Consider the following 24,422-nt stretch of genomic DNA (forward strand, 5'->3'; position numbering starts at 1 on the left):
TGTTTTAGTCCATTCATTGAGGAAACCCATGAAACACGCCGTATTGACTACCGTCTTATGCTGCACGCTGGGCGCCGCTACCGCCGCCCCGGCCAATGATCCCGCCACCCTGGGACAAATCCGTGATACCGCCATGAAAAGCGACTATGCGTTTGAGCGCCTGGCCGACATGACCGACTTGATCGGCCCGCGCCTGTCCGGTTCGGCGGGCGCCGCCGCCGCCGTCGAGCAGGTGGCCGATGCGATGCGCAAACTCGGCGCCAAGGTCACGCTGCAACCCGTGAAAGTGCCGCACTGGGTGCGCGGGGTGGAAACTGCGGAACTGGTGGACTATGCGGGCCGTCCGGCCGGCCTGTCGCAGCGCGTGGTGTTGACCGCGCTGGGCGGTTCCGGCGCGACGCCGGCCGCCGGCATTACCGCGCCGGTCTTGCTGGTTAAAAACTTCGATGAACTGAAAGCGCGTGCCGCCGAAGCTAAAGGCGCGATCGTGCTGTTCGACGTGCCGTTCGACCAGGGCATGGCCGACCGTGGCCTGGCTGGCCCGGCGTATGGCCAGGGCTCGAATTACCGCACCAACGGCCCGCGCGAGGCGGCGGCGCTGGGCGCGGTGGGTGCGCTGGTGCGCTCCGTGGGCGGCGCCGATTACCGCATCCCGCATACCGGCGCCACGCGCCTCAATGACAACCAGCGCATTCCCGCCGCCGCCGTGACGGCGGAAGACGCGATGCTGGTGGCGCGCCTGTTGAAGCGCGGTCCGGTGAAAATGCACCTGACCCTGACGCCGCAAACCCTGCCGGACGCCGACAGCTACAACGTGATTGCCGACTTGCCGGGCACGGAATTGCCGGACGAAGTGGTGATCGTCTCCGGCCACCTCGATTCGTGGGACCTGGCGACCGGCGCGCATGACGACGGCACCGGCGTGGCCGGCGCCATGGGCGTGCTGCAAACCGTCAAACAACTGGGGCTCAAGCCGCGCCGCACCATCCGCATGGTGGCGTGGATGAACGAGGAAAACGGCTTGCGCGGCGGCCAGGCCTATCACGCGGCGCATAAAGATGCGCTGGACAAGCAGTTTGCCGGGATTGAAAGCGATGGCGGCGGCGGGCGTCCGTTCGGCATTCGCGCCAGCATCGCGCCGCAATCGGTGAAATACTTCGCGCCGCTGCAGCAAGTGCTGCAGCCGATCGGCGCCGGCGTGTTCCAGCGCCAGGACCACCTGGGCGCGGCCGACCTGAGTTACCTGGAGGCCGGCGGCGTGCCGCTGTTCGAACCGGTGGTCGATACGCACAAGTATTTCCACTACCACCACACTCCGGCCGATACGCTGGACAAGGTGGAGCCGGACAGCCTGAAGCGCCACGTGGCCGTGATGTCCACGCTGACCTGGTTCCTGGCGAATATGGAACAGCCACTGGGCCGCGCGCCGGCGCAGGTGAAGTAATACCCGCGAGGGGAAAACACAAAGGGGCCGCCGGCCCCTTTGTTGTTATATGGCGTTCAATGGAATCTTCAGGTAGCGCACGCCGTTATCTTCCGGTTCCGGCAAGTGTCCGGCGCTGATGTTGACCTGGATCGCGGGCAGGATCAGCACCGGCATTTGCAAGGTGGCGTCGCGGCGCGTGCGCATGTCGACGAATTCCTGTTCCGACACGCCGTCGCGGATATGGATGTTGGCGCTGCGCTGGTCCGCCACCGTGGTAACCCAGGCCGCCGCGCGCTGGGCGGGCGGATAGTCGTGGCACATGTACAGGCGCGTTTCCGGCGGCAACGCCAGCAGGCGCCGCGCCGAGTGGTACAGCGTGGCGGCCGAGCCGCCGGGAAAATCGCAGCGCGCGGTACCGACGTCCGGCATGAACATGGTGTCGCCGATGAAGACCGCGTCGCCGACGTGGTAAGCGATATCGGCCGGCGTATGGCCCGGCACGTGCAGCGCGCGGGCGCGCAGGCTGCCGATCATGAATTCCTCTTCCGCTTCAAACAAATGGTCGAACTGTGAACCGTCGCGGGCGCCCGCATGCTTGAAGTTGTAAATGCCGGAAAACGCATGCTGCACGGTGCGGATGGCCGCGCCAATGGCGATCTTTCCGCCCAGTTGCCGCTGCAGGTAAGGGGCGGCCGACAAATGGTCGGCATGGGCGTGGGTTTCCAGCAGCCAGGCCGTGTTCAGGCGATGCGCGCGGATATAGGCCACCACCTGGTCGGCATTGGCGGTCGACGTGCGGCCGGACTTGGGATCGTAATCCAGCACGGAGTCGATCACCGCGCAATCGGTGCCATCGCCAGCGTGCACGACGTACGTGACGGTGGAGGTGGCGGAATCAAAAAAGGCCTGGACTTGTGGGTTCATATGCGGTCTGCGGTTTTGTGGCCGCGTCATTATAATGAAAATTCATATGGCCACGGTAGTGGCGCAACTGCAATGATACCCCCATGCTATGCTGCGGCATGCAGACCGAAGACGCTTCCCTGACTTCTCCTTTTGTTTATCTCGCCAAATGGACCGTGATTGCCAGCCTGGTGGCGGCCCTGGCCGGCAGCGCCTCGGCGCTGTTTTTATTTGCGCTCGATGCCGCCACCGCGGCGCGCCAGGCGCGGCCCGCGATCATCTGGCTGCTGCCGCTGGCGGGGTTTATCGTTGGCTGGATTTACCTGCGCTTTGGCCGCGCGGTCGAAGCGGGTAACAACCTGCTGATCGATGAAATCCATGATCCGAAGCAGGTGGTGCCGCTGCGCCTGGCGCCGCTGGTGCTGGGCGCCACCGTCGTGTCGCACTGGTTCGGCGCGTCCGTCGGGCGCGAAGGCACGGCGGTGCAAATGGGGGGCGCGCTGGCCGACCAGCTGACCCACGTGTTCCGCTTGCATTCCCATGACCGCCGCATCCTGCTGATGGCGGGCATCAGCGCGGGCTTCGCGTCGGTGTTCGGCACCCCGCTGGCCGGTGCGATTTTCGGACTCGAAGTGCTGGCGATCGGCCGCATGCGCTACGACGCGATTTATCCCTGCGCGGTGGCCGCCATCGTGGCCGATCTTGCCGCCACCGCCTGGGGTGTGCACCACCTGCATTACAGCGCGGGGCCGGTGCCGCAAGCCGGTGTTCTGGTGCTGCTGGCGGTGGCCTGCGCCGGCATTGTGTTCGGGGTGGCCGGCATGGCGTTCGCGCGCGCCACCCACGCGCTGTCGGCGCTGGCCAGGCGCCACATCGCGTATCCGCCACTGCGCCCGCTGCTGGGCGGGATCGTGGTGGCCGTGGCCGTATGGGGGCTGGGCAGCGACCGTTATATCGGCCTGGGCTTGCCGGTCATTGCCGAGGCGTTTCATGCGCAGTTGCCGCACTGGGACTGGCTGGGCAAATTCGCCTTCACCGTCGCATCGCTCGGCAGCGGCTTCAAGGGCGGGGAAGTGACGCCGCTGTTTTATATCGGCGCGACCCTCGGCAATGCGCTGGCGCCGCTGCTGCAGTTGCCGTTTGCCTTGCTGGCGGCGCTGGGTTTTGTCGCAGTCTTTGCCGGCGCGGCCAATACGCCGATCGCGTCGACCGTGATGGCGCTGGAATTGTTCGGCCCCGCGATCGGACCGTACGCGGCGCTGGCCTGTATCGTGGCGTACCTGTTTTCCGGCCACACCGGCATTTATCACGCGCAGCGGCGCGGCGATGGCAAAAGTTACCGCTGATTTCCGCTGACACCGCAGGTCAGGGCTGGTGTGCCGCAGGCGGCAAGCCGATCCCCAGGCGCGCCAGCAATGGCGCCATGTCGATGCTGTAAAAGCGGGAAGGGGCGGGGATGCGGCTGTCGCACGGCACTTCCACGGTGGCGCCGTCGTGCAAACCCAGCGCCACCTTGCCGTGTGCGCGGCAGGCATTGGCCAGGGCGGCCGGCGCGCCGGCATCCGACACCAGGGCGTGTCCTTCCACCGCCACGATGCGCATACCGTCGCGCAGGGTCTTGCAGTTGCGGCTGTAAGCAATGCGCGGACCCTGCGGATCGCTGAAGTAGCCCGGGCTGTCGCAGTCGGCCGCCATCAGCGCACTGAACGCGGCAAAACCCAGCTGCCGCTCCAGCCCGGCCGGCACGCCGCCGGCGGGGCGCAGCCAGCGGTGCTGTTGCGCATAATTCGCCAATACCGTGTCGAGCGGCGTGTCGCTGTATGCCAGCGCGGGCAGCCAGCGCGGTGTGCAGCCCGCCTTGCCGGCGCATTCCAGCGAAGCCACCGGGGCGCCGTTGCGCGCGGCGGTGTAATAGCTGTCGAGCGTGGACAGTGCCGATCCGGGCGCCAGGCCATCGCGCGCCGCCAGCGCCAGCACGTGGAATGCCAGGCCACAGTCGTAGGGCAGGCGGCCACGCTGGCGCGCGGCCACGGTGCGCCACGGTTTGCCCGCCGCCATGGCGATGCAGTGATTGAGGGCACGTTCGAGCTGGCTGTCGAGTTCCGCCGGCGCGCGCCACCCCAGTTGCGCTTCGGCGCTCCAGCGCAGGAATTCCGCGCCCCCCTCGGCCAGCAAGGCGGTTTCGCCCTGGTCTCCCGGATAGGTGGCGGGCTGCACCACGTGCGCCAGTTCATGGGCCAGGAAGCCGGGCAATTCCGCACTGGTTTGCTCATCGACTTGTGCGGGGAAGGTCAGGCGCATCAGCGTGCGGTTGCTCACATCGCCGCGCCAGGACCCCGCCGGCGCCACGCCCGTCACGGTAAAAGGCGCCTGGAACGGCTGCCGCGGCATGGCGGCGCCCAGCCAGCGCTCGACGCGCGTGGTGATGGCGCCGATCCGCGCCATCAGTGGCGCGGGCAGCGCCGGGTCGGCATAGTGGCGCGCGCCGGCCGGCAATGCGGAGGGCAGGAACAGGAGCGGCATGGCCTGGCCGGCGCCCGGCGGCAGCACGCCGGAATCCCCCAGCACCTGGCCACCGGCGACCACCGCGCCACCCGGCGCGGCAACCCGCCAGCGCACCGGGCCGCAGGCGTCCGTGACAGCAAACGCCCCGGTATGCGCATACAAACCGGCGCCCATCGGGTAGGCCCATGGATAGACCCGGTCCAGATTGACGGCCGAGGCGGGAACCCGGATGTGCAGGCTGGCGCAGGCGCTCTCCGGCGTACCCGAAGGGGCGCCATCGGCTACGCCCGGCAAGGGCGCGCGCAGGATGCGCGCGGCGTCGGTCCGCGTGCACGCGCCCATGGCTTGCCAGCCGGCGCGCATGGACTGCGCGTCGGAAGGGGCGATATCGTCATTGAGGAACACCAGCTCGCCGCACGAGGGCGGCACGTCATACTGGATGTGCAGTGCGGCCGGGTCAGGCATGGTCAGCGTAATCGTGACCCCTGCCGGTTCCGCGCTGCATACTGATGCCATCAGCGGCATCAGCAGCACGGGAAGTTGCTTCAAGACAGCTCCGCAAAAATTGTCATGGTAATGCAATTTGTGCGGACGCACACCTCAGCCCGGGACAGGACCCGGTGCGGAGGGCTTAGTTGGAGGCGATGGTGCGCGCCACCAGGTTGGTGCTCTTGCAGGCGCCAATCGAGGCGGCCTTGGAGCCGGTTTCCGCCGTCATGGCTTCTTGGCATGCGCCGCTTTGCTGCTGGCGGGCTGCATGCCCTGGAGCCATGAGGCCGTTCAGGACATAAAAGAAGTAGAAGGCAATAGCTGAGATGGCAAATGTTTTCATTTTTACTCTACCCGTTGCGTCATAGAAAAATTCTAACAGAAGTGCTCTGAGAAATGTCAAATAAAGAGCAAATATATTTAACCCAGAGAAACTTTTGATGGAAAAAAGCAACGGAATTGCTAATCTCCAGTCAGATTTTTGCTGCGACGCAAGATTTTAATTGTAATTAGGCAATTAAATTGCCAAAAGGAACACAAATCGATGTAACACACTGCTTTACCCGTTCGCGCAGTCAACTGCGCTTGTCTATGCGGCGAACTCATCCGCTACAGTTATGATGCTGCGCACGATTGGGAAATGCAATAATTACAATTGCTGGTGCAAAAATAACTACACTCTTGCAACCGATCGACGTGTTTTTGCCACGGTAAATGCTGCGCTGCAATGCAAACGGTAAATCTATTGCTGTGCGGTCACGATAGTGGCGGACGGCAATGATGCCACGCGACGATCCGCAGCACCGCATGGTGGTGTGGATAGCAGGTATGGATGCGCGGCCGGACCGGTATTGTATAGAACAAATGGAAAAATGTATCGCTCCATCTCATGCATGCCGGCGAGTTCCCCGGTCCTCGGTGGGATCAATGAATTTGGCAAATGCCAACATTGCATGGCATAATTGCGGGCTCTGTGCGCCTCGATGGTGAAATCGGTAGACACAGGAGACTTAAAATCTCCCGACGCAAGTCGTGCCGGTTCGATTCCGGCTCGAGGCACCACAGTATCTTCAAGGCTTCCTGCCGTAGTGCTCACCTACTTTTGAGCCTTTCCCAGTTCCGCAAACGCTATCCAGTTCCGCAAAATCCGTATCCATCACTTGGTGGTGGGGACCAGTTTGCCGCGGCGATGGCGAACATAATGCTGCGTCATGGTCTGGGTCGAATGCCCCAACTGGTCCTGGGCCGCCGCGATCCCGCTGGCCAGTTCTTATCGGTCGCTGCCTTTGCGCGCAGGTCGCGGAATTGGAACTGGCGAATTTTTGTTGCGATGCTCGAATGCTTTGCCGCAGCGGACGCCCGGGCGTGCTCAAACGCGTAGCGCAGTTCGGATTCGGACATGCGGCGCCCGTCCTTGTTATATACCAAAGCGCTCACTGGATGGTGAGCGGGTTATTTAACCTTGGATGCTCATTAGGCTGCGAGTGCATTGGAGCTGTCAGTAGCCTTTAAAGTCTTAAAAGTGCACCATAGCAAGGTGGCGTGCCGGTACAATCAGCTCATCCAAATGCTAATAAGCATCTCATCACTGCCTATGCTGTTAAGTCCCGGCCACTCAGACTTGGAATTCGCAGCCATGTGATCGCATAAATCACTGCCATGAGGTCTGTGCATCAGTGCCGTTTGACACAATAGGGTACTCAATTACAAGCTGATCGTGCCACGACGGTTCAGTTCGTGGAGCATGACGGCTGCGCCGCACTGTTGGGATACTGCGGTGGCGGACCACTGCCCATCTTTGACGTACTTGCCGGCCTTGTATTGGTTGGAGAAGCTCCACAAGTAAGGGCTGTTGACGGCCCGACCGCGGTAGCCAAAGCCGTTGTACTTTTCCAGGCGATACAAAACCCAAGGCAGAGACCAATCCTTCAGATCGGCGAACTTTTCATAACGCAGTGCATCAACGGCGCTGCGCTCCCAAGTAAATGGCGCTTCCCACGGCTGAGGGCGGTTGGCTGGAACTTGTCGGGTCATCTGGTTGAGGGGAACGTCGCCGTTGTGCAGGTGGCCAAGGAAATTGAAGCTGGCTTCCAAGGCGTGGATAACCCCAATCACATACCACGGTACCCCAGTGTCGGACGTGATCTCCTCATAACGTGAGCGGTTCTTGGTCAGCCGGTCGGCGTGCCATTTGACTCGACCGATGTGTTCGGGACGCACCATCAATTCGTCGAAGTGCTTCAGATATTGCTGCTTAACGCTCTGAAAGGGCGGTGCGACTGCCTTTTCCTTCAATCCCGGCAGGTCTGTTGGTCTGACTACTTCCTGAGCACCAACTTCGCTGAGCAGCAGTGCGCTACGACTGGCCAGTTCCGGTGAAACGATCGCAGCCTGATCGATAATATCGACCAACTGGGGAAAACTTTCCAGATACACGTTGTTTGCATTCAGGCCCACCACCGCCCTGGTGGATGGACCGGAAAGACCGAAGTCCCGGGCCGCCTTGGCCAGTACCTTGAGTCGTTCTTGCACTACGCGCGGCGTCAAATCCATAGACCCGGCCGGCGCATCCGCCCAAGACGGCAACGGCGCCACCAGCCCAGACAAGGTTACTTTGATGAGCGCGTTACGGCGCGAGTGATTCGGTGTCTGCATTCTTCATTCTCCGGTACTGTTGCATCAATCTGGTGGTTCAGTCGACGCCGACGAGCGTGAATGCGGCCCATGCTGCCGGAAGCGCGAACGATGAGCTGCCATCTGAACTGGTGTTTGCCATCAAATCACGCATGGCTCCTTGCAAGGCCTCCCCTCGGGTACGCTTGGGATCTTCGCGCATCAGTTCCATGGTTCGTACTGTCATTTTTTCGGCAGCGTCATCCCGCACGCGCCAATGTGACACCAGAAGCGCACGGGCGCCGGCCAGCATAAACGCGCGTGCCAAGCCGCTCAGTGCCTCGCCGTTGTTGGCGCGGCCGGCCGCCGAGTTGCAGGCAGACAAAATGACCCAGTCAGCGTTCAGGTTCAACTGCGCGACTTCGGATGCGGTCAGGAGCCCATCGTCACCAGGAGCCACGCGCGCTGTTAGCGACAGGGCAAGGGCGGGTTCGCGCAGCTTGCCGCTGAGATCGCCGCTGACTAGACCGTGTGTTGCAAACATGAGGATTTTGTAGCGGCTGAGCCAGTTTTTCGACTGGTACCGCCGCAGTTCTGACTCGGTGGCGCGCTCTGCAAGCAAGACGTCTTCGCGCCGGGCACCGAACGTGCGCGCCATGGTTTCAATCTCTTTACGCGTGCCGGGTAATTTCGCTAGGCCGCGCACGGTCATGACGTCGGCAGGCGCGGAACCGACAACGCCCGTGAAGGTCGGATCGCCCACCCCAAAAAACGGGCGGCGCTCAGGATGGTTGGCGATCGCCAGTTCGCGCAACTGGCGCAAGCTGGTCGGCGATGGCAGCAAGGACACGATGCGCTCTAGTCCAAGCCAACCAATGGTCCGCAGCACGGCAGGGTCGGCTGTGGATTGCCCGCCTGTGAATGGCCGTGTGACCAGGGCTGCATACGGCAGTGAGATAGCCACCCCCTGCGCAACAATAATCCACTTGCGTTTGTTGCGCGTGATGGCGTCGATGCCAGGCGCGCTGAACAGCGCGCGGTACAGCGCGTGGGCCGCGTTGGCGTCGTAACCATAAGCTCCCCGGGCGATGGCAGTCGTCGAACCGCTGTTGGCGGCGCGTACGACCCCCCCGTCAAGTATTTCACGCAGCCGCTTGATCTCTTTGTCGAATTCGCTGCCCGAGAGCGGCAGTTGTGCCCAGGCGCCTTCGGTGCGGGTAAGCGCCCAGACAAAACCGCGCTGCTGACCGACACCAGGCGATAGCAGCAACATCACCTCGTCGTCGCGTAGAGGCGAGCCGACGCCTTGCAGCGCAGTTAGATCCTGCGGCGATGGGTTGAGGTAAGCGAAGAATCCAGGAAAGCGCGTCTGCAAGGCGGTTCGTGCCAGAGAGATCTGGGAATCGGTCTTGAGCTGGTTTGCCTTCAAGCGTGCCAGCATGCCGTCATCGCCGCGTAGTAGCGCCTCGGTGAATTCGCGCTCCAGGCCGGCCCGCCGGGCGAGCTGGCGTTCTAGTTCCGCCGCGGCCGCCCCCGCGCCACTGGCGTTGGCCGCGCCGTGGGCGACTGCCTGAGCCAGTGCGTCGGCAGTGCCCGATGCCGCAACCCACTGGGTGGCGCGGAACGCTTCCTGAACGACAGGATCGGCTTGACCTGCGCGCCATAGGTGCGTATTCGGGGCCGTATCTGCCCAGGCAGCGCGGACCAAGGATGCCGCTGAATTGCTGACCACGCGCATGACGTGCTCACGTGTCTCCTCCGACAAGCCGGCGACCTCACGCTCAGACAGCCGCAGGCCAGTGTCGAGTGCCTCGCGCGCATTTGCCAACGCGGTCTTTTTATTCCCTCGCTCCAGCTGAATGGCAGCTAGCTGCTCCAGAATTGACGCAGTTTCAGGATGGGTATTGCCCAATTCCCGACGCCTGATGAGGAGTGCCTGCTGTGCAAGCGCTTCCGCTTCCTCATTTGCAGCTTGCGCGCCCAGATTCCTGGACAGATTGGCGAGGCTGAATGCCGTGTTCAAATGATGGTCTCCGAGGTACTTGCGGCGAATTTCCAGGCCCTGCCGCAGCAATGGGGCGGCTTCTTCGTATTTGGCCTGCTCGGTGAGGTTGTTGCCAAGGTTGTTCAACGCCGCAGCCATCTGCAGTTCATCATCGGGGGTCTCAGCACTGCGCAAAGACAGCGCCTGCCGGTACACTGATTCGGCTTCTTGGAAGCGCTGCTGGCGGTCGAGGGCGAATCCCAGATTGGTGAGTACTGTGCTGGAGCGCCTACCACTGGCAAGGCTGAGCGCGGACTTGTAGAGCGCCTCCGCTTTTGCATAGTCCCCTTGGGCAAACAGTGTAACGCCCAGATTCTGGATGAAACGCTGGCGGATATCGGCTGGTGCGTTAAGGGCATGCGCCAGCAGCAGGACTTCTTCCTGGATTGTGCGTGCTTCGCGCACGCGGCCATCCTTTCGTAGAACAATGCCGATATTGCTGATCACGGCCAGGGAGCCCGGATATCGCATGCCGAAGGTTTGGGTGCGCCAGCTGAGAACTTGGCACAGGGAGCTCATTGCTTGTTCTGAGTGGCCGTCGGCCATCTGATTGAGAGCGTTGTCGATGATGCGTCTGTTTATGGCTTCGCTCTGATCGGCGCGGATGCGCGTGTGGAGGGGGGAGGAGGCTTCCTTGCGCGGCTTGATCACCAGCGTTTCGCCAGGACAGTGCGGTTGCAAGTCGGCTATCAGGCGAGCATCGTGGGGAATCTGCGCTGCCGCAGTCTGGATGGCGCCCGTAAAGAGCAGCGCCCACCAGATGGCGAGCCTAGCCATTGCAGCGCCGTTGATTAACCTTCTGATGGACAGGCAAAGATTCACAGTATTCATTCGGCAGTCTCAAAGCGGATGATCAGGGCGCCCGTCTTTTCCTTGTTCGCGAGCATGGGCGCACTACGCACCAAGCCATTGCCGAAACCGGCAGATAGCAATAACTCGTCAAATGGACTTACGTCATCGCTCCGGGTAGGAGCAACGTGGCCCAACGACGCCAGATAACGAAAATCCTTGGCGCGCGATGCGCGCTCGTCGGCCTCGACGGCGAGCAGCAGGATGTTGCCTTGCCCCGTAGGGACCAAGCCCTGGCTTTGTGCCGACCATTCGGTATAGGCAACGGTCCTGGTCTGCCCTGGGGGAACGCGTAGTCCGGCGTAACTGCTTTCAGGATAGTCGTCAAGGAAGGTAATCTGCCGCAAGGGATCAATATACAAGGGACTAATGTCGAGAAGCCGCGTCCCGGTATTCGTGACGTGAAGAAGCACAACATCGCAATTATTGATCTTTACGGTGAGTGGCAACCGGCGGGCACTATCGAACTGGGTTTGACCCGTCTTGTCGGTATATGTTCCCTTTTTGTGTGGCAGACAATTTAATGGCGAACCTGGGGAAGGTGGGATGGTTGTCAGCTGGACGCGTAGCGCGCGCGCTATGGGGGTGCTATCCAAGCTCTTGGCGACGCGTAACAGATTGCGTCCGCGAGCGATGATCCCTAGTGCGCTGCTCATCGCTTCGGATGAAACCTGATCTGCCGCAAGGGAAAACGGCTGGCCTCCCCCGGAGGTGTTGAAGTCGCCTATAGGCGATACAAACCATAGCCGGGCATCGCGTACGACCATTCGCACGTCAGGGGTTTCACCAGCGGTGGCTTGCTCGAACGCTGCCCGCCGTTGCGTCGGTGGTAAACTAAACATGGCGTCGGCATGCTTGCGTGCACGTTCTGAAACTATGCGGTCCATCGCTGTCATATTCACGTCCGGCAGATCCGGCATAGCCGCGCGTAGACGATAAGGAATCGTTCGGCTTTCGACCCGCGCACCATAGGCATGCGGGTTCCGCATGATCTTCTTTTGCAGTGCCTTGTCGGATGAGATATTTAACAGGGATCGCTCAACTCCCGCATTGGCCATCACGGCCAATGCCAGCGGTATGGCGGCTTCAGTGCGCAAATCAACGATGCGAAAGGTGGAACCCTTATCCAAGTCGTCCAGCAAGCCCGCTTCAAGATACACCTGCTGACCGACGGACGATAGGGAATAGAGCCGAAGTCCCGATGCCGTGAAGGGCGGCTGGCTGTCGATATCGCCATCGAACAGGGGAATTGGAGCATCGGGTCCCCATTGCGTGTAGCCAGCCATTACGAAGCGGGCAAGGTCACCGTACGATGCGCTTTGCGCCGTCCTAAGTGCCTGCGCCAGATACCATGTCAGCAAACCGTGAGGCCGACTGTCATTGCCTTGAGCCCCCATCGGCATCCCGACTTCTATCGTTCTCATTGACGGCAGCGCGGCGTAAAAACCGACGAAGCGTTGTCCGGAAAACTTCAACGGGGAAACTGGCGTGCCCGGTGAAGCTGAGTGCACGCGCCTGCTGAAGCGCTTCTCCGGCACGCCCAGTTGCCGGATTGGATCGACGCCGCGTACACGAAATGGTCCGCGCGACAGGGTTCCTGCATGGCATGCGTCTGCAATCAGCCAGACGTCAGCACCGCGTGCCTGGATGCGCTGTATTTTTACCGCCAGCTCGTCATCACGGATGGCATTGACAACCTCTTCGTCGGCGTCACCCATGCCTTTGATGTCAATCGGCAGAAATATTTCATCGAGTCCGTCCGGTTCTGTATTGCCGCCCGCTTTTTCCAGTTCGGGAAGGTAAGAACCATGACCTGAAAAGAAAATGGTGACGTGATCGCCGCGGTTTGCGCGGCTGACAAGCCATTCGAGGCCGTTGAGAATCGCCGTCCGGGTCGGCACATCATCCGCTTTCAGCTTTTTTGAATAATATGCCTCGGAAAGACCATCCGCCACGACTCGCAAGTTGCCCCGGGAGTATCCCAGTTCCAATAGCGTGTTCGCCATCAGCGTGACATCGTTCTTCGCACCCGGCAGCGGCTCGATCGGGCCTGTGTAGCCGGAAACGCCCACCAGCAGAGCATAGCGTTGCGGCGTCGGCTGGGCGTTTGCGTTACCCGTATTTCCCCAAAGCAACGCGGCAATGAACGGAACGCCCCATATCGTCAGAGTGAAGTGTCGCATCACGCTCATAGCCTTCCTCCTGAATGGGGGAGTTTGAGGTACCACCGCCGCTGCGGTATGCATGGTCGTTGGATGTCGAACTGGCGCAAACTGGCAAGAGCGCAGCGCCGCGCTAGGTGGAGCAGCGCTGACCCAGTCATGCTATGGGACCCGATCAGTTTTTCGTAGCGAGTAGACATGTGTTGGATTATGCTCACGACTTCATTCCGAGGATCATTCTTTTCGTAAAATGTTGCCTTTTTCGCACAAACCAAGCTCCATCGCGGGCTCTGGTGCAAGCGGTGTTGACTCCGACCGAAAATCGGCCCTGCTGATTGATTTTTCACCCCCAAGTGCCGCGTTTGAATCAGCGGTTAACGTTGGGGTGCAGCTGGCAATTAGTTGCCTATAATGGTCATTTCCCTTCATGCAGGTACTCCAGTTTGTTGCGCCGAGTATGGTGCTTGGCGGAGTCCGATTCCGGCTCGAGGCACCAGCCAGACATGAGCATCAAACGAAAGCCCGCCCCAAGCGGGCTTTTAACTTTCTTGCGCAATCCACTGCCGCCTGCCCGGCCTCGCCCCACTGTTGCGCCGCCGCCAATCCCCACCCCGTCACCCCACCGCGCGATAGCGCACAGCAAGGTCCCCGAACCCATCAGTGTTACTATGAAAACACTGGCAGCCCCGCGCCGACGGGGCGGGTACTGCATGATGCCGCCCCGGCTTGCGTATGACGGTGGAGGGTGGCGGATGGGGGCGAGTATGGGTGTCAAGGTGCTGCTGGACTTGCTGGGCGGCGTCGCGCTGCTGCTGTGGGGCTTACACATGGTGCACAGCGGGATCGTGCGCGCGTTTGGCGGCAGGATCAGGCGTTTCCTCAGCCTGATATTGCAAAACCGCTTGCGCGCCTTTGCCGCGGGCGTGGGCGTGACGGCCATCTTACAAAGCAGCACGGCCACGGCGCTGATGCTGAGTTCATTTACCGCGTCGGGCCTGGTGGGCCTGGTGCCGGCCCTGGCGGTCTTGTTGGGGGCGAATGTCGGCACCACCTTGATCGTCCAGTTGCTGTCCTTCGATTCCTCCGCCTTCGCCCCGGTCTTGCTGATTTGCGGCGTGGCCGCGTTCAAGCGCGGCACCCGCACCATGGTCAAGGATGTGGGCCGGGTCGCGGTCGGCCTGGGCCTGATGCTGTTGTCGCTGCACTTGCTGCTGGACAGCCTGGCGCCGGCCGAGCATGCGCCCGCCGCGCGCCAGCTGTTCGCGGCCGTGACGGGGGAACCCGTGCTGGCGCTGCTGATCGGCGCGCTCATGGCCTGGGCCACGCATTCCAGCGTGGCCACCATCTTGCTGACCATGTCGCTGTCCGCCTCGAACTTTGTGTCGCCGGTGGCGGCGCTGGCGCTGGTGCTGGGCGCGAACCTGGGCAGCGCGCTCAATCCGCTGATGGAAACCGGCAGCCTGAATCCCGCCCACCGGCGCCTGCCGGTCGGTAACCTGATCAACCGGATTGCCGGCTGCCTGCTGTTCTTGCCGCTGCTGGGGCCGACCGCCGAGCTGATTGGGGCCGTCGATTCGAGTCCCGTGCGGCTGGCGGCGCACTTCCATGCCTTGTTCAATGTGGTGATGGCGCTGCTGTTCATTGTCCCGCTGTCGCGCTTTGCACGGTTGCTGGAACGCCTGTTGCCCGACGTGAAAAGCAGCAGTGATCTGTCGGTCCCCTTGTACCTGGGTGAAAGCATCAACGACACGCCGTCCGTCGCGCTGGCGTGCGCGGCGCGCGAGACCCTGCGCATGGGCGATATCGTCGATTCCATGCTGGAGCAGGCCATGACCGCGATCGTCACCAATGACCGCAAACTGGTGACGGAAGTCAGTCAAAAGGACAACGCGGTCGATGGCTTGCACGAGGCGGTCAAGCTGTACGTCATCAATGTCACGCACGGGCCGCTGGAGGAAGCGGAGGCGCGGCGCGCACTGGAAGTGCTGAGCCTGGCCATCAACCTGGAACACATTGGCGACATCATCGATAAAAACCTGATGGAGCTGGCCAGCAAGAAGATTAAGCGGCAATTGCATTTTTCCGACGAGGGCGCGCGCGAATTGCAGGAATTCCACCGCGTGGTGCGCGACAACCTGCGGCTGGCGATGACGATTTTCCTGTCCGGCGACGTGAAAGCGGCGCGCCGGCTTTTGACGGACAAGGCACGGGTGCGCGCCATGGAATTTGCCGCGGCGGAAAGCCATATCGCGCGCCTCAAGGAAGGCCGCGTCGACAGTATGGAAACCAGCACGCTGCATATCGACATCCTGCGCGACCTGAAACGCATTCATTCGCATATTTGTTCCGCCGCCTATGCCGCGCTGGAAACCGCCGGCGAACTGGAACACCAGCGGCTGCAACCCGCATCGCGGATGGCCAAGCCGCCGCAGTCGTTTGCCGTGCATGATGGCGAGCCCGTGTTGAAGGGGAAGACGCGGGCGTGATGCGGACGTGATGCGGACGAACGTGGGCCTAATGTCGGCGTAACGTGAGCGTAACGTGGGCCGGACCCGGGCGGTGCGTCAGGCCTGGCGCCGCAGCCAGTCGTTCGCGGCGGCGGCCGATGGCAAGCGCACCAGGACCAGTTCACGCGCGTGCGGCGCCCGGATGGCCAGCGCCACTGGATTGGCGCTGTGGCGTGCCGCTGCCAGCCAGCCGAGATAGGCACGGAATGCCTCCAGTGGCAGCGAGCGGCAATGCGCGTCGCTGAAGAATTCTTCCGCAAAAACGCGCACGCCGACGCGGCCAGCGACGCCTTCAGCGGCATTCCTGTGGCCGCCGACCTCATGGCGGTATACGTTCACTTGCACCAGTGCGCCCGGTTGCCCGGCCCAGGCGGCAAAATGACTCCGGTCGTGATGATCCCGCATGGCGCCGTGCACCAGTGCGTCGTGCAGGGAGGTGTCCGGCCATGCATCCAGAAATTCCACCAAGGCGACCTTGGCGGATGCCGGCAAGGCATAGGCCGCGTCATGGGACAGCTGGCGCGCACCATAGGCAAGGCGCTGGGCGCGGTCTTGCAGGTAGCTGGCGAATTCATTGGCGATCGGATGGGCGAAATGCGGCATGGGGCTTGGCCTGGATGGTCGGGACTGGAAATTCTAGCGCCACAGGGCGACCGTGATATGCCTCGCCACAATATGCCTCATGCGATCTTGCGTAGCTGGTTTGACCGCTTGCGCCGGTGCGGTTTGTTGAATATTCTTTTCAACTTGGTCATTTTCGCGATTGCCCCGCCCGGGGCGCTGCTTGCACAATTGCATGGTCATGGCGCCATGCCGGCGCCATCCGGTGCAACCGATTTATTCAGCAGCGAACACGTCCATGAACCCAGGCTTGCAACTCTTCGCCACCGTATTGCTGTCAGCCTGCGCGTTTTCCGCCCAGGCCAGCCCCGCCAGCGACATCGTCCTGTATCGCGGCAAACCGCTGCCCGCGTGGCACGTGACCGTGTCGGGCTTCGAAGGCCCCGAGCAAATCCTGCGCGGTGCTGAATTAACCCTCCCCAAACCCGCCAATTCGCAGGCGCCGGCCGGCAGCGTGGCCGCGCGCGCAGGAAAGGCCGCGGGACGCTCCGATGCGTTGGCACTGCAATGGAAAGACGCCTGGTACGCCGGCCTGCGCCTCGACGGGGGCCCGGCGCTGGACCTGCGTTCCTACACGGCCGGCGGCACGCTGGAATTCGACATCAACGTGACCGACCTGTCGCGCGGCGGTATGTATATCACGATGCGCTGCGGCCCGGAGTGCAGCCGCAAAGTGCCTTATGTGTTGCCCGGCCGCGCGCTGCAGGGCAAGGGGTGGCAGCATTTGTCGTTTGCACTGGCCTGTTTTGCCCGAGCTGGCGATGACTTCAGCAACGTGCCGGCGCCGTTCGTACTGGAAGCCAATGGCAGCGGCGAGGTGGCGCTGGCCAATATCAGGCTGCTCAAACAGGGCAAGCCGAATGCCGCCTGTCCCGATTACCGCACCGAAGCCGTGACGCCGGCGCCGCTGAGCCATGCCTGGTCGATTGGCCCGTGGGAAGCGCGCCACGAGAAAAAGCTCGCGGAAAACCGCCAGTTGCTGGCGGCCGGCAAATCACCGCGGCTGGTGTTTATCGGCGACTCCATCACAGAGGGCTGGGAAAAGGATGGCTTGCCGGTCTGGCGGCGCTATTACGCGCAACATAACGCGGTGGCGCTGGGCTTTGGCGGCGACCACACGGAAAACGTGCTGTGGCGTTTGCGGCACGGCGAAGTCGACGGCCTCGCGCCCAAGGCCGTGGTGCTGATGATCGGCACCAACAATACCGGCGACCGCCAGGACGAACCGGCAGCCACGGCGGCCGGGATCAAAGCCATCCTCGATGAATTGCGGTCGCGCCTGCCACGGACGAAAGTGCTGTTGCTGGCGGTATTTCCGCGCGATGAACAGCCGTCGGGCTACCTGCGCCGCCTGAACGGCCGCGTCAACGAACGCATCGCCGGCTTTGCGGACGGCAAGAACGTGTTCTTTGCCGACATCAACGCCGCCTTGCTGAATCCGGACGGCACGCTGTCGCGCGAAGTCATGCCGGACTTGCTGCATCCGGCCACGAAAGGCTATGAGATCTGGGCCCGCAGCATCGAACCCACGCTGAACAAATTGTTATCGGAGTAAGCCATCCCGTGAAACACCTGATCCGCAGGCTGGCCCGTCCAGCCATGTGGCTGGCCGCCGCATGGGCCGGATCCGGGCGCCGCGTCCCGCGATCGGGCCGGTGCCGGAACCCGCTTGCTGATTTCAACCGCCAGGCACAGACCGGCCAATGATTTCCCACCAGTCCGGTGACGGCGGAGACACCGCGCCGGGCCCTTTTTAGAAAGGCACAACAAGATGAAATCAGTGATGTACGGAGCGGTGCTGGCCGCCGCGGTGTGCACGGCGCCGTTCGCGCAGGCGCAAAGCAATTGCGGCGCCGGCGGTGGCGCGACCATCTGCCTGAGCGCGACCGGTTCGGGCAGCGACGTCAAATTGAGCTGGACCGTCAGCGGTTCGGTGAGCGGCGTGCAGGTTTACCGCGATACCGACAGCGACGTCAATGGCCGCTCGCGCATCGCCATCGTGAACAACGGGGTGACCAGCTACACCGACAGCACGGCCACGCCGGGCACGGTGTACTGGTATTGGGTCAAGTTCACGGCCAGTGGCGGCAGCTATAACTCCGGCGCCGCCCGCGCGGTGCGGGTCGGCGTGATGCGCAACCTCACCAGCATGCAATTGTCGGCGCAAATGGCGCCGGGCTGGAACCTGGGCAACTCCCTGGAAGCGACCGGCAGCAGCGCCTACGTGTGGGGCAGCACAAACTTTTTCGAAACCGCCTGGGGCAATCCCAAGGCCACCCAGGCCCTGTTCAACAGCGTCAAGGCGGCCGGTTTCAAGAGCGTCCGCATTCCGCTGTCGTGGAAACAGTACGCGGACGCCAACGACAACATCAGCCCGCAGTGGATGGACCGTGTGACGGAAGTGGTGAACTATGCGCACAACGCCGGCCTGCTTGCCATGATCAACGTCCACTGGGATGGCGGCTGGCTGCAGCCCACCTACGCCAACCAGGCCGCGGCGAACGCCCGGCTGACCAAGTTCTGGACCCAGATTGCCAACAACTTCAAGAACCATGACGATACGCTTCTGTTTGCCGGCACCAACGAAGTGATGGTTGACGGCAATTACAACGCGCCGACCACCGAGTACTGCTCGGTCCAGAAGGGCTTCAACCAGGCCTTCATCACCGCGGTGCGTGGCACCGGCGGCAATAACGCCAATCGCCACCTGGTCGTGCAATCCTTCAATACCAACATCGATCACGCGCTCTCCTGCAACGCCACCATGCCGAGCGACTGGGTCAGCAACCGCATGATGATGGAAGTGCATTATTACGACCCGTTCGACTTTACGCTCGATACCAACAGCACGGTATGGAAGTGGGGCCAGGCCGCCAATCCGTCGGGCTGGGCCAACGAGTCGTACACCGATGGCCAGTTCCAGAAAATGAAGACCAACTTCATCGACAAGGGCGTGCCCGTCATCCTGGGCGAATATGCCGCCAGCCTGCGCACCGAGTACGACGCCGCCGGCGTCAATCGCAAGTATTGGGACCAGTACATCACGCGTTCCGCGTTCACGCGCGGCGTGGTGCCGGTGTACTGGGATAACGGCTACCTGGACAATCACCAGTCCGGCCTGTTCAACCGTGCCACCGGCGCTCAGGGCTATCCGGACGTCATCAGCACCATCGTCAACGCAGCCAAGTAACATGGCTTAACCGAAAACCAGTGAACATCATGCAATTTGCAAAAAAAACCAGCCTGTCATCCATCGCCCTTGCCGTCGCCATCTGCTGCGGCGCCGCCATTGCCGCCGACTCACCCGGGGCCGGCGCCACGGCGGCGCCGGCGGCCCAGCCCTGGATGAATCCGCAACTGGGGGCAGGGGAGCGCGCCAGCCTGGCGGTACAGGCCATGACCCTCGATGAAAAGCTGAAGCTGGTTTTCGGTTACATGGGCGCGGACGTCGACCATAAAAAATTCAAACGCCTGCCGGAAGCCCACAAGCAATCGGCCGGCCTGATCTACGGCGTGCCGCGCCTTGGCATTCCCAACCTGTTGCAAGCCGACGCTGGGCTGGGCGTGGCCAGCCAGGCCGGCCCGGATGTACGGACCGGCACGGCGCTGCCGTCCGGCATGAACACCGCCGCCACCTGGGACTTGCCGACGGCCTATGCCGGCGGCGCCATGATCGGCGCGGAAGCGCGCGGCTATGGGTTCAACGTCTTGCTGGCCGGCGGCGTCAACCTGATGCGCGAGCCGCGCAACGGGCGCAATTTCGAATATGGCGGGGAAGACCCGCTGCTGGCTGGCAAGATGGTCGGTGCGCAAATACGGGGCATCCAGTCGAACCGCGTGATTTCCACCCTCAAGCACTTTGCCCTGAACGACCAGGAAACCGGCCGCACCACGCTCAACGTGAAAATCGACGACCACGCGGCGCGCCTGTCGGATTTATTGGCTTTGCAAATTGCCAACGAAGAGGGCAAGCCCGGCTCGGTCATGTGCGCCTACAACCGCGTCAACGGCCTCTACAGTTGCGAAAGTCCCTACCTGTTGACCGAAGTGCTGAAACAGGACTGGGGCTTCAAAGGCTGGGTGATGTCGGACTGGGGCGCGACCCACAGCACGATCCCGGCCGCCAACGCGGGCCTGGACCAGCAATCCGGCTTCCCGTTCGACCTCGCCGATTATTTCGGGGCGCCGCTGAAGGAAGCGGTCTTGAATGGCTGGGTGCCGCAGGCGCGCCTCGACGACATGGCGCGCCGCGTGCTGTACGCGATGTTCGAACACGGCGTGGTGGACCATCCGGTGGCGCCGGCGCCGGACAAGATCGACTTCAAGGCCAACGCGGCGGTGTCGCTGAAGGATGCGCAGGAAGGCATGGTGCTGCTGAAAAACAGTGGCGATATCCTGCCGCTGAGCAAGTCCATCAAGCGGGTGGCGGTGATTGGCGGCTATGCCGACAAGGGCGTGCTGGCCGGCGGCGGATCGTCGCTGGTGTACCCGGTCGGCGGCAATGCCGTGCCGGGCATGGAGCCGAAGAGCTGGCCCGGTCCGGTGATGGTGTATCCGTCGCCGCCGCTGAAGGCCATCCGGGAGCGGCTGCCGAAGGCCGTGATCACCTTCCATGACGGCTCGGATCCCGCCGCCGCCGCGAAACTGGCGCGCGAGGCCGACGTGGTGCTGGTGTTTGCCACCCAGTGGACTGCCGAAGCCCAGGATGTGCCGAACCTGTCGCTGCCGAACAAGCAGGATGCGTTGATCGCGGCGGTGGCGGCGGCCAACGGCAAGACCGTGGTGGTGCTGGAAACCGGCGGCCCGGTCACCATGCCGTGGCTGAACAAGGTGCCGGCGGTGCTCGAAGCGTGGTACCCGGGCACCAGCGGCGGCGAAGCGATTGCCAGCGTACTGTTTGGCGAAGTCAATCCATCGGGCCACTTGCCGGCCACGTTCCCGGTATCGGAAGCACAATTGCCCCGTCCGAAGCTGGATGGCTATCCGGAAGTGGCCGACCAGCGTTTCGATGTGCACTACCACGAAGGCGCGGCGGTCGGCTATAAATGGTTCGATGTAAAAGGGCACACCCCGCTGTTCCCGTTCGGCCACGGCTTGTCATACACGCAATTTGCGCTGGCGGACTTGAAGGCCGGCATCAAGGGTGGCGTGCTGCACGCGTGGTTCAGCGTGAAAAACACCGGCAAGGTGGCGGGCAAGGAAGTGGCGCAAGTCTATGTGTCGCCGCTGACGGCCCGCTGGGAAGCGCCAAGGCGCCTGGCCGGCTTCCAGAAAGTCGAGGTGAAGCCGGGCGCCAGTGTCCAGGCCGGTGTCACGGTCGATCCGCGCCTGCTGGCCGATTATGATGCCGCCAGCAAGACGTGGAAAGTCGCCAAGGGGGATTACAAGCTGATACTCGCGGCCGATGCCGCGGCCGCGGCGGACAGCAAGGCGGTCAGCACGGTGGTGCACCTGGAGGCGGCGGTGTATGACGTGAACGGCAAGCCGTTGCCACGCTAAGCCCGGGGGCGGATGGCGCGCACAGTGTTGCGCGCCTTTTTTTTATTCAGTTATGAAACCGATTTCATGTTCGACTGTGGCGCAATAACTACGAAAACGGTACTTTTTTCGCTGTATCCCCTTTGTTTATAGGGTTGGCTGCTGGTTCGGCCACGAAAGCGTAAAAAAATCTGTAGACGGCTTGTACAGGATTCATGAAACCGATATCATGAATTCACAAACAAAAGCCACCAAGGCACACCCGGCAACCCAGGTTGTCAGGGATGAAGAACGATAAGAAGGAGACAAGATGATGTTGAAACCGATGTGCATGGCGCTGGCGGCAACGCTGGGCCTGGCTGGCGCGAGCGGTGCGGCGCTGGCGGAAACCTATCGCTGGGATGCGGTGGCGATGGGCGGCGGCGGCTTCGTGTCCGGCGTGGTGCCCAGCAAGACCGAGCGGGGCGTGGTGTATGCGCGCACCGACGTCGGCGGCGCTTACCGCTGGGACCAGGACCGCGCGCGCTGGGCCGCGCTGATGGACTGGCTGCCGGAAGGGCGCGATGGCTTGATGGGCGTGGAATCGCTGGCGGTCGACCCGAACAATGCCGCCAACGTCTACCTGATGACCGGCACCAGCTATTTCAACAATGGCAAGAGCGCGATCCTGCGCTCCAGCGATTATGGCCGCAGTTTCAGCATGGCCGACGTCACCCCGCAATTCAAGGTGCATGGCAACGGCATGGGCCGCTCGAACGGCGAAAAACTGCAAGTCGATCCCGGCCTCGGCAACGTGCTGTACGCGGGCACCCGCCGCGACGGCCTGTTCCGGAGCACGGACGCCGGCGCCAGCTGGAGCCGCGTCGCCGCGTTCCCGGTCACGTCCACGCCGAACGACAACGGCGTCAGCTTCGTGCTGCTCGATCCCGCCAGCGTCGACGGCGGCCCCGCCCAGCGCATCTTCGTCGGCGTGTCGCGGCTCGATTCGGCCGGCGCCAACCTGTATTTCAGTTATGACGGCGGCGACACGTTCGAACCGGTCGAAGGCGGCCCCGCCGGTCTGATGCCGCAGCGCGCCGCGCTGTCGCCCGAAGGCAAGCTGTACATCACCTACGCCAATGGCGCGGGCCCCCATCCGACGGCGCTGGAAGCCATGAGCCGTGGCCAGGTGTGGGAATATGACGCGGCCGGCGGCAACTGGACCAATATCACGCCGGCCGGCATGAACGGCCCGTTTGGCGGCATCAGCATCGACCCCGCCGATCCGCTGCACCTGGTGGCCTCCACCACCAATGTCTGGTATCCGCAGGGCGGGTCCTATGGCGACCAGATTTATACGTCGCGCAATGCCGGCCGCAGCTGGACCAATGTGGTGGCGCGCGGCTTCTCGGTGGACCCGAAAGGCGCCAACTGGATCGCCGGTGAATCGATCCACTGGGCCGGCGCGGTGGAGTTCGACCCGTTTGACACGAAGTCGGCGTGGGTGATTTCCGGCAATGGCCTGTTCCGCACCACCAATATCGATGCGCCAACCACCACCTGGGGGTTCGACGTGGCCGGCATCGAGGAAACCGTGCCGTTTGCGGCCATCAGCGTGCCCAATGGCCCGCTGGTGTCGGTGATCGGCGACTTCGACGGCTTTGCGCAAACCGACCCGGCGCACTATGGCGTGCGCCACAGCCCGCACATGGGCACCACCACCGGCCTGGCCGCCAGCGCGGATGGCCGCGTGCTGGCGCGGGTGGGCAACGCCATGCAGTATTCCACCAACAGTGGCGCCAGCTGGACCACGGCGGCGGCCGGTCATGGCACGTTTGGCAAGGTAGCGCTATCGAGCGATGGTCAGGTGTTGCTGCATGCGCCATCCGGTTCGGCCACGGCCTACCGCTCCACCAATTATGGCGCCAGCTGGAGTACGGTGGCCGGTCTCGCTGTGGCCGACGCGCAGCCGGTGGCCGATGCCGTCAATGCGCAGCGCTTCTATGCCTACGATAACGTCAATGGCCGCATGCTGGTCAGCAACGATGGCGGCGCGTCGTTCACCGCGCAAGGCGCGCTGGCGGCGGGCGGCTCGAAAATCCTGGCCGCCACGCCAGGGGTGGAAGGCGATGTCTGGGCCTGCCTGTCTTCCGGCGGCCTGGTGCACAGCACCGATGCCGGCGCCACCTTTGGCAAGATCGGCAACGTCAGCGCCTGCGGCGCGTTCGGCCTCGGCAAAGCCGCGCCGGGCGCCACTTACCCGACGCTGTACATGTGGGGCACGGTGGGCGGCGTGCGCGGCGTGCTGCGCTCCACTGACAAGGGGGCCAGCTGGGTGCGCATCAACGACGACGCCCACCAGTACGGCGGCCCGGGCAATGCCCAGTTCATCACGGGCGACATGAACACCTACGGCACTGTCTACATGAGTTCGGTGGGACGCGGCCTGGTGGCGGGCGCGGCCGCCGGCGACAGCGGCGACGTGACGGTGGTGGCGGTCGATTCCACGGTGGTCACCACGCCGCCGGCGCCGGTCAACAAGTGCGAGTATGTGATCACCGCGTCCTGGCCGGGCGGCCACATTGCCGATGTGCGCATCACCAACAACCGCGCCAGCGTGATCCAGGGCTGGACCGTCAGCTGGACTTACAGCGACAACTCGGCCGTGACCGGCTGGTGGAACGCCGGCGTGACGGGCGCGTCGCCAACCTTTACCGCCACCGCCACCGAGAGCTGGAATACCAACATCTGGCCGGGCAACACGGTGTCGTTCGGCATGGTCGTCAGCGGCGAATCCATCCCCGCCATTTCCGGCGACGTTTGCAAGTAAGCGCCTGGTACGGAGC

Annotated in this window: 14 protein-coding genes and 1 tRNA gene; 8 read left to right on the forward strand and 7 right to left on the reverse strand. The window is 63.0% G+C overall.

Annotated features, from left to right (window positions below):
• The first annotated feature begins 28 nt into the window (after window positions 1-28).
• Window positions 29-1,444 (forward strand): M20/M25/M40 family metallo-hydrolase, encoded by a 1,416-nt coding sequence (locus AC1RRC_RS00740; protein WP_493053325.1) that lies wholly within the window; start codon window positions 29-31, stop codon window positions 1,442-1,444.
• Window positions 1,445-1,489: 45 nt separating this feature from the next.
• Here the strand turns inward: AC1RRC_RS00740 and AC1RRC_RS00745 are convergent, their stop codons facing one another.
• Window positions 1,490-2,350 (reverse strand): MBL fold metallo-hydrolase, encoded by an 861-nt coding sequence (locus AC1RRC_RS00745; RefSeq protein WP_493053326.1) that lies wholly within the window; start codon window positions 2,348-2,350, stop codon window positions 1,490-1,492.
• A 98-nt stretch (window positions 2,351-2,448) separates the two neighbouring features.
• Between AC1RRC_RS00745 and AC1RRC_RS00750 the strand changes: the two genes are divergently transcribed.
• Window positions 2,449-3,675 (forward strand): voltage-gated chloride channel family protein, encoded by a 1,227-nt coding sequence (locus AC1RRC_RS00750; RefSeq protein WP_493053327.1) that lies wholly within the window; start codon window positions 2,449-2,451, stop codon window positions 3,673-3,675.
• Window positions 3,676-3,694: 19 nt separating this feature from the next.
• Here the strand turns inward: AC1RRC_RS00750 and AC1RRC_RS00755 are convergent, their stop codons facing one another.
• Together AC1RRC_RS00755 and AC1RRC_RS00760 are read right to left on the reverse strand one after the other, a co-directional pair.
• Window positions 3,695-5,383, reverse strand: a complete 1,689-nt coding sequence (locus AC1RRC_RS00755) for a hypothetical protein (protein WP_493053328.1) — start codon at window positions 5,381-5,383, stop codon at window positions 3,695-3,697.
• A gap of 82 nt (window positions 5,384-5,465) precedes the next feature.
• Window positions 5,466-5,666 carry a hypothetical protein gene (locus tag AC1RRC_RS00760; protein WP_154374146.1) on the reverse strand — a complete coding sequence of 67 codons (201 nt, stop codon included), beginning with the start codon at window positions 5,664-5,666 and terminating at the stop codon, window positions 5,466-5,468.
• Window positions 5,667-6,300: 634 nt separating this feature from the next.
• Here AC1RRC_RS00760 and AC1RRC_RS00765 point away from each other — a divergent pair.
• A tRNA-Leu gene (locus AC1RRC_RS00765) sits at window positions 6,301-6,385 on the forward strand.
• A gap of 642 nt (window positions 6,386-7,027) precedes the next feature.
• On the opposite strand, the gene AC1RRC_RS00770 is transcribed toward AC1RRC_RS00765, so the two are convergent.
• The 3 genes from AC1RRC_RS00770 to AC1RRC_RS00780 are packed head-to-tail and all read right to left on the reverse strand — an operon-like array spanning window position 7,028 to window position 13,021.
• Window positions 7,028-7,978 carry a hypothetical protein gene (locus AC1RRC_RS00770; RefSeq protein ID WP_493053329.1) on the reverse strand — a complete coding sequence of 317 codons (951 nt, stop codon included), beginning with the start codon at window positions 7,976-7,978 and terminating at the stop codon, window positions 7,028-7,030.
• A 37-nt stretch (window positions 7,979-8,015) separates the two neighbouring features.
• On the reverse strand, window positions 8,016-10,811 hold the full coding sequence (locus tag AC1RRC_RS00775; RefSeq protein WP_493053330.1) for a CHAT domain-containing protein: 2,796 nt from the start codon (window positions 10,809-10,811) through the stop codon (window positions 8,016-8,018).
• On the reverse strand, window positions 10,808-13,021 hold the full coding sequence (locus AC1RRC_RS00780) for a caspase family protein (RefSeq protein WP_493053331.1): 2,214 nt from the start codon (window positions 13,019-13,021) through the stop codon (window positions 10,808-10,810). The genes AC1RRC_RS00775 and AC1RRC_RS00780 overlap by 4 nt, the downstream gene beginning before the upstream one ends.
• Before the next feature lie 722 nt (window positions 13,022-13,743).
• Between AC1RRC_RS00780 and AC1RRC_RS00785 the strand changes: the two genes are divergently transcribed.
• Window positions 13,744-15,477, forward strand: coding sequence for a Na/Pi cotransporter family protein (locus AC1RRC_RS00785; RefSeq protein ID WP_493053332.1), 1,734 nt, complete (start codon window positions 13,744-13,746; stop codon window positions 15,475-15,477).
• 78 nt (window positions 15,478-15,555) lie between these two features.
• Here AC1RRC_RS00785 and AC1RRC_RS00790 read toward each other — a convergent pair whose 3' ends face one another.
• Complete coding sequence (locus tag AC1RRC_RS00790) at window positions 15,556-16,101, reverse strand: hypothetical protein (protein WP_493053333.1); 546 nt, start codon at window positions 16,099-16,101, stop codon at window positions 15,556-15,558.
• A gap of 256 nt (window positions 16,102-16,357) precedes the next feature.
• On the opposite strand from AC1RRC_RS00790, the gene AC1RRC_RS00795 reads away from it, so the two are divergent.
• The 4 genes from AC1RRC_RS00795 (at window position 16,358) to AC1RRC_RS00810 (ending at window position 24,406) form a co-directional block, all read left to right on the forward strand.
• Window positions 16,358-17,674: a GDSL-type esterase/lipase family protein gene (locus AC1RRC_RS00795; RefSeq protein WP_493053334.1), complete on the forward strand. Its 1,317-nt coding sequence runs from the start codon at window positions 16,358-16,360 to the stop codon at window positions 17,672-17,674.
• A gap of 216 nt (window positions 17,675-17,890) precedes the next feature.
• Window positions 17,891-19,309, forward strand: a complete 1,419-nt coding sequence (locus AC1RRC_RS00800; protein WP_493053335.1) for a glycoside hydrolase family 5 protein — start codon at window positions 17,891-17,893, stop codon at window positions 19,307-19,309.
• A 29-nt stretch (window positions 19,310-19,338) separates the two neighbouring features.
• A complete protein-coding gene (locus AC1RRC_RS00805) occupies window positions 19,339-21,618 on the forward strand; it encodes a glycoside hydrolase family 3 C-terminal domain-containing protein (RefSeq protein WP_493053336.1) in 2,280 nt (759 codons plus the stop codon).
• A 289-nt stretch (window positions 21,619-21,907) separates the two neighbouring features.
• Entirely contained in the window at window positions 21,908-24,406 is a 2,499-nt protein-coding gene (locus AC1RRC_RS00810) for a cellulose binding domain-containing protein (RefSeq protein WP_493053337.1), read from the forward strand.
• Window positions 24,407-24,422 lie beyond the last annotated feature (16 nt).

The sequence above is a fragment of the Pseudoduganella sp. GW821-FHT12E03 genome (genome assembly GCF_058807115.1).